Below are 8,655 nucleotides of genomic sequence, written 5' to 3'. Positions count from 1 at the left end.
CTACCTCGCCGCGCTCGGCATCCTGCTGACCTGCATCTACATCGCCGGCCTGATCTTCCGGCCCGGCAAGCGGGTGCTCGGGATAGGCATCGACTCGCTGGCGGTGCTCATCCTCTACGCGATTGGCGTCGGCGGCCTGTTCTTCGTGGCGCAAAAGACCGGGGGCGGGTGACCCACACGCGGTGTCCGGCGGTTAGTGCCGCTCGCGGATCGCCGCGAACGTGATCTTCGGCCAGTCCTGCTGGAAGCGGGCGAGCTCCCAAGCGTTGCGGATGAGGAGGACGGGGGCGCCGTCGGCATCCTCCGCCGCGCTCGGGCGCAGCGCCGACAGGAGGCGCTTGAGCTCCGCCGGATCCTCCGCCGAGACCCAGCGGGCGATGTCCCAGGGCGAGGCCTCGAAGCCGAGCCTCAGGCTGTATTCGGCCTCCATCCGCGTCTCCAGCACGTCGAGCTGGAGGGCGCCGACGACCCCGACGATCCAGTTCGAGCCGATCGCCGGCTCGAAGATGCGGATGACGCCTTCCTCGGCCAGATCCTCGAGTCCCTTGCGCATCTGCTTCGACTTCATCGGGTCGCCGAGGCGGACGCGGCGCAGGATCTCCGGCGCGAAATCGGGCAGGCCGGTGAAGGCGATGTCGCCGCGCTCGGACAGGGTGTCGCCGACCCGCAGCGTGCCGTGGTTGGGGATGCCGACGATGTCGCCGGGGCGGGCCAGTTCGGCGAGCTCGCGGTCGCGAGCGAAGAAGGTGATCGGGCTGCTGATCGTCATTGCCTTGCCGAGGCGCGGGTTGGTGAGCTTCATCCCGCGCTTCAGCGACCCCGAGCAGACCCGCATGAAGGCGACGCGGTCGCGGTGGTTGGGGTCCATGTTCGCCTGGACCTTGAAGATGAAGCCCGAGCAGCGTGGCTCCGACGGCGCCACCGGCCCCGCCCGGGCGGGCTGCGGCCCCGGCGGCGGTGCGAAGGCGGCGAGGCCTTGGAGCAAATTTTCGACCCCGACTTCGCGCAGGGCGCTGCCGAAGAAGACCGGGGTGAGGTCGCCGTTCAGGAACGCGGCGAGGTCGAAATCGGGATAGGCGGCCTGGGCGAGCCCGCCTTCCTCGCGCAGGTGCGCCACCGCGTCGGCGGGGAGCGCCGCGTCCAGCTTCGGGTCGTCGAGGCCCGACACGGCCAGCGGTCCGTCGGCCGTCAGCAGCCGGTCGGTGTCGAGGTCGTAGAGGCCGTGGAACAGCCCGCCCATGCCGACCGGCCAGTTGCGTGGGCTGACGTCGAGCTGCAGCGTCTCGGCGATCTCATCGAGCAGGGTGAAGGGCGAGAGGCCCTCCCGGTCCACCTTATTGATGAAGGTGACGATCGGGATGTTGCGCAGCCGGCAGACCTCGAACAGCTTCCTCGTCTGCGCCTCGATGCCCTTGGCCGCGTCGATCACCATGATCGCCGAATCGACCGCCGTCAGCGTCCTGTAGGTGTCTTCCGAAAAGTCCTGGTGGCCCGGCGTGTCGAGCAGGTTGAACAGCAACCCGTCGCGCTCGAACGTCATCACCGAAGAGGTGACCGAGATGCCGCGCTGCTGCTCGATCGCCATCCAGTCCGAACGGGCGCGGCGGCGGTCGCCGCGGGCGCGCACTTCGCCGGCCTCATGGATCGCGCCGGCCGAATAGAGCAATTTCTCGGTCAGCGTCGTCTTGCCGGCGTCCGGGTGCGAGATAATCGCGAAGGTCCGGCGCTCGAGAACGCCGTCCGCCGCTGGCCGGGCGCCCAAAGCCGCCGCTTCGCTCATGACATGCTCCATCGGGATCGTCCGGGCCGCGCCCCGCGCGCCGCTTGCGGACTTGGTGCACATAGGGGCTGCGGCGTCGCTTGGGTAGGGGCGGGCGTGGGCCGGCGCCTAGAGCACCGTCTCCAGCTGGGTGAAGCGCACCGGCATGACCTCCCGCGTCGCGAGGCTGCCGTCGAGCCTCTTCTCGATCACCGCCAGCTGCTGCACGTCCTTGCCGCCCAAGGGCATGACCAGCCGCCCGCCGGGGCGAAGCTGGTCTATCAGCGCAGACGGCGCGGCCTGCGCGGCGGCGGTGACGAGGATCTTGTCGAACGGCGCATGCTCGCTCCAGCCGCGGGTGCCGTCGCCGGTGCGGATCTGGACGTCGCCATAACCGAAGGCCCGAAGGCGCATCGTCGCCTCATTCGCGAATTCCTCGACGATCTCGACGCTCCACAGCTGCGCGCCCATCTCGGCCATCACGGCGGCCTGATAGCCGAGGCCCGTGCCGACCTCGAGCACCTTCTCCCCCGCCTCGATGTCGAGCAGATCGAGCATCAGCGCGCCGATAAAGGGCTGCGACACGGTCTTGTCGAAGCCGATCGGCAGCGGCGTGTCCTGATAGGCGGCGAGCGCGAGCTGGGCCGGCACGAACAGATGCCGCTGGACGCGCAGCAGCGCCGTCCTCAGCCGCGGCTCAAGCGCATCCTTGCCGAGTTCCTCGCTGGCAAGATCGACATGCATGTCGACGATCTCGACCATGTGGCGGCGGAAGAGTGCAAGATGTTCCTCACCGAGGGGCTTCATGCCGCCCATGTAGGCACGGCGGCGCGAAACGCCAGCACCTCAGGCGCTGCGCCCGAACCCAAAAACCAGCTGCAGCCCCGCGCCGACGATCGTCGCCATCACCAGCAGCAGCGGATATTGCGGCTCGGGCGCCTGCGCCTCGACGATCGGCTCGTTGCGGGCGCGGCTCCTCGCCGGCTTGCGCGCGAGCTTCCGGCTCCATGAGACGAAGTGGGGGCGCGGCACCGGCAGGTTCCCCGAGCGCAGCAGCACCGGCAGGACATGCGCGAAATCGGCCGGCATCGAATGGCTCTGCCGCCCCGCCTTCCACACGACGCGGTGACCTTCGGGAACGAGCGACCAGCTCCCGCCGGCGCGCAGCATGTCCCTCCCGCAGCCCCGGCAGCGGCTGAAATGATAACCGCAATTATAGACTTCCCGCGGCTCCGCCTCGTGGCCGCCGATCGCGCACATCAGACCCATTTTTCTTCCTCCTTTTCTGCTTCCTGAAGACGGTATCGGGCGAGTTCGCGCAGCGCCGGATCGTCGGAGGCGAGCGCCAGCTCCGCGTCCCAGATCTCCACCGTCCCGCCCGCGCCGACGAACAGCGCTCGCGCGCCGATCCGGCCCTTGCGCCGCAGGAACGGCGGCAGGGCCACCCGCCCGCCGGCGTCGACGTCCGCTTCCTCGGTCAGCCCGAAGACGCGGCGGGCGCGGCCGGCGTGGCCGCTCGCCTCACGTTCCTCGTCGCGGCGCTTCAGCCGCTCGATCTCGTCGCCGATCACCGGCAGATAGCCGGCGTCGAAGGCGGTAAGGCAGGGTGCGCTCTCATGGGCGCCGAACAGGATCCGTCCCTCGGCGGCGCGGCGCGCCAGCACCTTCAGGACGAACGGGGGGAGGCGGATCTCGCCCTCGGCACCGACTGCGCCGAGCGCATTGCCGCTGAAGAGATGCACCACCTCCACCCGTCGCCCCTCACGCTCACAGGCCGGAAGCAACCCCGTTCCGGCAAGGGGAGCTTAGTGGTTAACGGAACCGCGGCGCATGATGGGAATTCTACACCGGTAACAATACCGTGGACCGATTCGCGTAAGACCCCGCGCCCGTCAGCTAGGTACAGAGCGCACCCTGATCTGGATCAAGCACGTTTTGTGCCTCATCGGGACGGTTGGAACATGCCCGCGAGGACGCGAAGCGAAATGTTCACCGTACTTTTTCTAGGTTGCCCGTTAGCCAGGTAATCCAGAGACTTGGCGTCACGCGCGGCCCTGTATTCCTGGCCGTATGGGAGCGGGCTTATGTCGCACCGGCGCACCGTGTATGTGGTTGAACGGGACCTCCTGGCCCGCCGGCTCCTGACGTCGCACCTCGTCCAGATCGGCGCCGAGCCCTGGCCATTCGCGGGCGGGGCCGAGTTCCTCAACATGCTCGACCATCTGATGCCGGCCTGCATCCTCCTCGACATGGACGTGGATGCCCCCGACGGGCTCGAAGTCCTCGCCGAGCTGATGCGGCGGCAGCCGGGCTGGCCTGTGGTGGCGCTGAGCGGCCGCGGCCAGGTGCCGCTCGCGGTCGAAGCGATGAAGCTCGGCGCGCTGGATTTCCTCGAAAAACCGGTCTCCGCTGCGCGCCTCGCCGCGGCGCTGGCGCCGGCCTGGACCGCGCTCGAGCGCTCCGTCGAGGCCGGGGAGGCGCGGCGTATCGCGCAGGAACGCCTCGCCCGGCTGACGGCGCGCGAGCTCGACATTTCGCTCGCCCTCTTCTCCGGTCGCTCGAACAAGACGGTGGCGCACGATCTCGGCATCAGCGTCCGCACCGTCGAGATGCATCGCGCCCACGTCATGGCCAAGCTCGGCGTGAAGAGCCTGGCGGAAGCGGCCGTGCTGGCCACGCAGGGCGGCCTCGCCATCACCCCAGCCTATCTCCGCGAAGCGCTCGCGCCCGCGGCCGCCGCTGCCGCCGAACTTCCGCAGTCTTTCCTGGCCCGGCGCCTGGCAGCGCGCTCGGCCTAGCCTTCGAGATTGTTTGCCGCATAGGGGTCGCGCAGGCCGATTCCAATCGAGGCGCGCGGCTGTTCGGCTTCCGATGAGGTGACCGGGTAGGCGCAGTAATCGGCGGCGTAATAGGCGCTCGGGCGGTGGTTGCCGGAGAGGCCGATGCCGCCGAACGGCGCGTTGGACGGGGCGCCGTTGGTCGGCTTGTTCCAGTTGACGACGCCGGCCCGCACGTTCGCCCAGAAGCGGTCGTAGAGCTGCGGGCTTCCCCCGACCAGCGAGGCGGCGAGGCCGTAGCGGGTGGCGTTGGCTTCGACGAGCGCAGCGTCAAAATCGGGCACGCGGACGACCTGCAGCACCGGCCCGAACAGCTCGGCGTCAGGCCGGTCGCGCACCTCGGTCACGTCGATGATGGCGGGGGTGAGGAACGGCTTGTCCGGCTGCGGCCGGTCGAGATGCTTGAGCGGGCGCCCGCCCTTGATCATCAGATCGAGGAACCCTTCCTGCAGGCGGTCGGCGGAATCGTTGTCGATCACCGGGCCCATGAAGGGCGGCGGGTTGGCGTGGGGCCCATCGACGATCAGCCGCTCGGCGAGCTTGACCACCATCGCCACCAGTTCCTCGTGCTTCCCGTCCTCGACGATCAGGCGCCGCGCGGCGGTGCAGCGCTGACCTGCCGACATGAAGGCCGATTGCACCGCGATCACCGCGGCGACGTAGATGTCCTTCGGATCCCAAATGACGAGTGGATTATTGCCGCCCATCTCGAGCGCGAGGATCTTGTGCGGCGTGTCGGCGAACTGGCGGTGGAGGGCGAGCCCGGCGCGTGCCGAGCCGGTGAACAGCAGGCCGTCCAGCCCCGGGCTGGCGGCGAGCGCCTTGCCGATCTCGGGACCGCCCTGGACGCAGCGCAGCACGTCCTCCGGCACGCCCGCCTCGTGGAACAGCTGGACCAGCCGCTCACCCACAGCCGGCGTCTTTTCCGACGGCTTGAACACCACCGCATTGCCGGCGATCAACGCCGGCACGATGTGGCCGTTGGGAAGGTGCGCCGGGAAATTGTAGGGGCCGAGCACTGCGAGCACGCCGTGCGGCTTGTGGCGTACCGCGACCCGCGCGCCGAGCGCGCCTTCGAGCCGGCGCTGCGACGTCCGTTCCGAATAAGCCGACACCGAGATGTCGACCTTGTTGACGACCGCGTCGACCTCGGTCGCGCTCTCCCACAACGGCTTGCCGGTCTCGCGGGCGATGAGGTCGGCGAGCTGGTCCTTGGCGCCGCGCACGACGTTGGCGAAGCGCCGCAGCGTCTCGATGCGGACGGCGAGCGGGCGCGCCGCCCAGCCAGCCCAGGCGGCGCGGGCGCGGGCGACCTCCGCTTCGACGTCTCCCGCTTCGCCGGTCCATAGCTGCGCACCGGTCGCCGGCTCGAACGATTTCAGGGTCGCCATGGCGAACCTGTCACCACGGCGCGGCGTCCGGGTCAAGCGGGGGCCGCGTGCGCCTCGCCCATCCGCCGCACCGCCGCCACCTTGGCGTGGAGCGGGGACCAATCGTCGTCCGTGTCGATCCGGCACCAGATCGCCTCCACCTCCTCGATGTGCATCGAGCAGGGGGATTCGTCGGACCAGTAGGGATGGCTGAGCGCGTCCGGCACCGCTTCATAGCTTTCGACGGCACGCTTCCAGCCGGCGAACTCCGGCCCGGCATAGGCATCGTCGGCGGGGGACGGGCCGCGCCGCGCGCCGCCGCGCCAGTCGAAGAAGAAGCGGTCGATCGCCACCGTCTTCGCCGCCAGCGCCTCCTCGAGCGCCACGAGCAAGGCCGCGTCGCGCTCGGCCTCCATCGGGCGCAGGCCGAGCCGGCGGAAGATGGCCGTCACCAAAGCGGCCTGGAACCGCTTCGGAAACGCCTCCAGCGCCGGCGTCAGCGCCTCGGCGGGGGCGATGCTCCGCAGCGACGCGGCGAGCTGGACCAGGTCCCAGTGGATCGCCTCGGGCTGGCGGCCGAAGGCATAGAGGCCCGAATGATCGAAATAGGCAGCCGTGAAAGCGCCGTCCCAGAACGGGGTGAATCGCCACGGGCCGTAGTCGAAGCTCTGTGCGGTGATGGCGATATTGTCGCTGTTGAGCACGCCATGCACGAACCCTGCGGCGACGTAGGAGGCTGCGAGCCGCGCTGTCTCGCGGCTGACATGGTCGAGCAGGGCCGCGGGGCCGCCGCCGCCTCCATAATAATGCGCGAGGCAGTAATCGGTCAGCTTCGTCAAATTCTCCCTTTCCTCGAAGTAAGCGAGGCGCTGGAAGGTGCCGATGCGGATGTGGCTGTGCTGGAGGCGGACCAGCACCGCGCCGCGGGTGGGGGAGGGCTCGTCGTTTCGCTCCAGCGCCTCGCCGGTCTCGATCAGCGAGAAGGTCTGCGACGTATCCACGCCGAGCGCCTCGAGCATCTCCGTCGCCAGCACTTCGCGCACCCCGCCTTTCAGCGTCAGCCGTCCGTCCCCGAAGCGGCTGTACGGCGTTCGTCCGGAGCCCTTGGTGCCGAGGTCCATCAGGCGGTCGGCACCGTCACGCATCTGGGCGAACAGGAAGCCGCGGCCGTCACCTATCTCCGGATTGTACGAGCGGAACTGGTGGCCGTGGTACCGGAGGGCCAGCGGCTCGCGCAGGTTGTCGGGGACCGCTTCGAAGCGCGCGAAGTGGCGGATCCATGCCTCGTCCGTCAGTCCCACCAGTCCGACGCTCGCCGCAGCCCGGTCGTTGCGGAAGCGCAGGATCGTCTGGGGGAAATCGGCCGGAGCGACCGGATCGTAGAAATCGGGCCCGAGCGTCAGGATCGCAGGGTCTCCGTGGTATTGGGTCATGGCGTCACGAACCTAGGCGCAAGGGAGCGGTTCCGCACCGTGCCCTTTCGGGACGGCCTGAAAAGCGCCTCCAGCCGCCGTGGCCGATCCCGGCGCCCGGGCGTATGGGCGGGATCACCTCCTCTTGCCGGAGATAATGGCGATGCTGGCCAGGCTGTCCTTCTTCTGCGCATTCACCCTGGCGCCGGGCGCCGCCTTCGCCTGCGGGAGCGGCAGCTGCACCGGCACCGGTGGCGGCGTGCCGCTTCCCGCTCCGGCCGGCGTTGCCCTGTTCGCGCTCGGCGTCACCCTGCTCCTCACCCGCCGCCGCAGCGTCTGACGTTGCGGGACCCACCCGCCGCACCGTAAGGGTGCGGGAGCGGAGGGCGGGATGAGCGACTTTACCGACGGCACTTGGCAATCGGCGGACGGCCTCCGCCTCCATTATCGCGACTATTCCGGGGGCGAGGGGGCCGGAGGCGAGGGGCGGCCGCCCATCCTCTGCATTCCTGGCCTCACCCGCAATGCGCGCGACTTCGAAGGCGTCGCCGCCCGCCTTGCCGGCGACTGGCGGGTCCTCGCCCTCGATCTGCGCGGCCGCGGCGGCAGCGAGAAGGCGGCGAACAGCGCCAGCTACAATCCGCTCGTCTACCTGCAGGACGTGCAGCTCCTGCTCGGCGAGCTCGGCCTCTCGCGCGTCGTGCTGTTCGGCACCTCGCTCGGCGGCCTCGTCAGCGTCTTCCTCGCCAATGCCGCGCGTGCGCAGGTGGCGGGGCTGCTCCTCAACGACGTCGGGCCCGTCATCGAGGAGAAGGGCCTGGAGACGATCCGAACCTATGTCGGCCGCTACGAAAGCTGGCCGACCTGGGCGCACGCCGCGCGTGCGCTCAAGGAAGGGCAGGGGGATCGCTACCCCGATTGGGAAATGGACGATTGGATCGCCCACGCCAAGCGCGCCTGCCGCCTCACCGGCTCGGGCAAGATCGTGTTCGACTATGACATGGCGATCGCCGAGCCGCTCAAGGCGCCGGCGCCCGCGATGGACCTGTGGCCGGCCTTCGATGCGCTGGCGGGCATCCCCGCTCTGCTGGTGCGCGGGGCGCTGTCCGACATCCTCGCGGAGCCGACGGCGCGGGAGATGATTGCGCGTAACCCCGCCATGGAGCTCGTCACCGTTCCCCGCGTCGGCCATGCGCCCACGCTCGAGGAGCCCGAAGCCGCGGCCGGCATCGACCGCCTGCTGGAAAGGGTCGCGCGCGCCGGCGGAGGCGCGCGCG

The 8,655-nt window shown here is 69.6% G+C and carries 9 protein-coding genes; 3 read left to right on the top strand and 6 right to left on the bottom strand.

Annotated features, from left to right (window positions below; all coding sequences use genetic code 11):
* Window positions 1-193: 193 nt before the first annotated feature.
* From VGC56_RS13030 to VGC56_RS13015, 4 genes are all read right to left on the bottom strand, one after another.
* Complete coding sequence (locus VGC56_RS13030; protein ID WP_464125477.1) at window positions 194-1,780, bottom strand: peptide chain release factor 3; 1,587 nt, start codon at window positions 1,778-1,780, stop codon at window positions 194-196.
* A 108-nt stretch (window positions 1,781-1,888) separates the two neighbouring features.
* Window positions 1,889-2,566, bottom strand: a complete 678-nt coding sequence (locus VGC56_RS13025) for a protein-L-isoaspartate(D-aspartate) O-methyltransferase (RefSeq protein WP_464125476.1) — start codon at window positions 2,564-2,566, stop codon at window positions 1,889-1,891.
* Window positions 2,567-2,605: 39 nt separating this feature from the next.
* The gene (locus tag VGC56_RS13020) at window positions 2,606-3,028 is read right to left on the bottom strand and encodes a hypothetical protein (RefSeq protein WP_464125474.1); all 423 of its coding nucleotides are present in this window, start codon (window positions 3,026-3,028) and stop codon (window positions 2,606-2,608) included.
* A complete protein-coding gene (locus tag VGC56_RS13015; protein WP_464125472.1) occupies window positions 3,019-3,510 on the bottom strand; it encodes a hypothetical protein in 492 nt (163 codons plus the stop codon). The genes VGC56_RS13020 and VGC56_RS13015 overlap by 10 nt, the downstream gene beginning before the upstream one ends.
* Before the next feature lie 333 nt (window positions 3,511-3,843).
* On the opposite strand from VGC56_RS13015, the gene VGC56_RS13010 reads away from it, so the two are divergent.
* The gene (locus VGC56_RS13010) at window positions 3,844-4,557 is read left to right on the top strand and encodes a response regulator transcription factor (protein WP_464125469.1); all 714 of its coding nucleotides are present in this window, start codon (window positions 3,844-3,846) and stop codon (window positions 4,555-4,557) included.
* Here the strand turns inward: VGC56_RS13010 and astD are convergent.
* Window positions 4,554-5,987, bottom strand: a complete 1,434-nt coding sequence (astD, locus tag VGC56_RS13005) for a succinylglutamate-semialdehyde dehydrogenase (RefSeq protein WP_464125468.1) — start codon at window positions 5,985-5,987, stop codon at window positions 4,554-4,556. The two genes, VGC56_RS13010 and astD, sit on opposite strands and share 4 nt — an antisense overlap.
* Window positions 5,988-6,019: 32 nt before the next feature.
* Window positions 6,020-7,399: a protein adenylyltransferase SelO family protein gene (locus VGC56_RS13000; RefSeq protein ID WP_464125466.1), complete on the bottom strand. Its 1,380-nt coding sequence runs from the start codon at window positions 7,397-7,399 to the stop codon at window positions 6,020-6,022.
* A 136-nt stretch (window positions 7,400-7,535) separates the two neighbouring features.
* Between VGC56_RS13000 and VGC56_RS12995 the strand changes: the two genes are divergently transcribed.
* Both VGC56_RS12995 and VGC56_RS12990 read left to right on the top strand, forming a co-directional pair.
* Entirely contained in the window at window positions 7,536-7,718 is a 183-nt protein-coding gene (locus VGC56_RS12995) for a hypothetical protein (protein WP_464125463.1), read from the top strand.
* Between the two features lie 51 nt (window positions 7,719-7,769).
* Window positions 7,770-8,655: alpha/beta fold hydrolase (locus VGC56_RS12990; protein ID WP_464125460.1), on the top strand; the 886-nt coding region annotated here is incomplete at its 3' end.

This window comes from Allosphingosinicella sp., from assembly GCF_036403745.1.
Taxonomy (GTDB): domain Bacteria; phylum Pseudomonadota; class Alphaproteobacteria; order Sphingomonadales; family Sphingomonadaceae; genus Allosphingosinicella.
Note: the sequence above shows the minus strand (reverse complement) of the source record. Positions and strands in the feature narration are given on the sequence as shown.

Coding starts and splice junctions, on each gene's coding strand:
- VGC56_RS13030 (WP_464125477.1), bottom strand. CDS start 1,780: ATGAGCGAAGCGGCGGCTTTGGGCGCCCGGCCAGCGGCGGACGGCGTT.
- VGC56_RS13025 (WP_464125476.1), bottom strand. CDS start 2,566: ATGAAGCCCCTCGGTGAGGAACATCTTGCACTCTTCCGCCGCCACATG.
- VGC56_RS13020 (WP_464125474.1), bottom strand. CDS start 3,028: ATGGGTCTGATGTGCGCGATCGGCGGCCACGAGGCGGAGCCGCGGGAA.
- VGC56_RS13010 (WP_464125469.1), top strand. CDS start 3,844: ATGTCGCACCGGCGCACCGTGTATGTGGTTGAACGGGACCTCCTGGCC.
- astD (WP_464125468.1), bottom strand. CDS start 5,987: ATGGCGACCCTGAAATCGTTCGAGCCGGCGACCGGTGCGCAGCTATGG.
- VGC56_RS13000 (WP_464125466.1), bottom strand. CDS start 7,399: ATGACCCAATACCACGGAGACCCTGCGATCCTGACGCTCGGGCCCGAT.
- VGC56_RS12995 (WP_464125463.1), top strand. CDS start 7,536: ATGGCGATGCTGGCCAGGCTGTCCTTCTTCTGCGCATTCACCCTGGCG.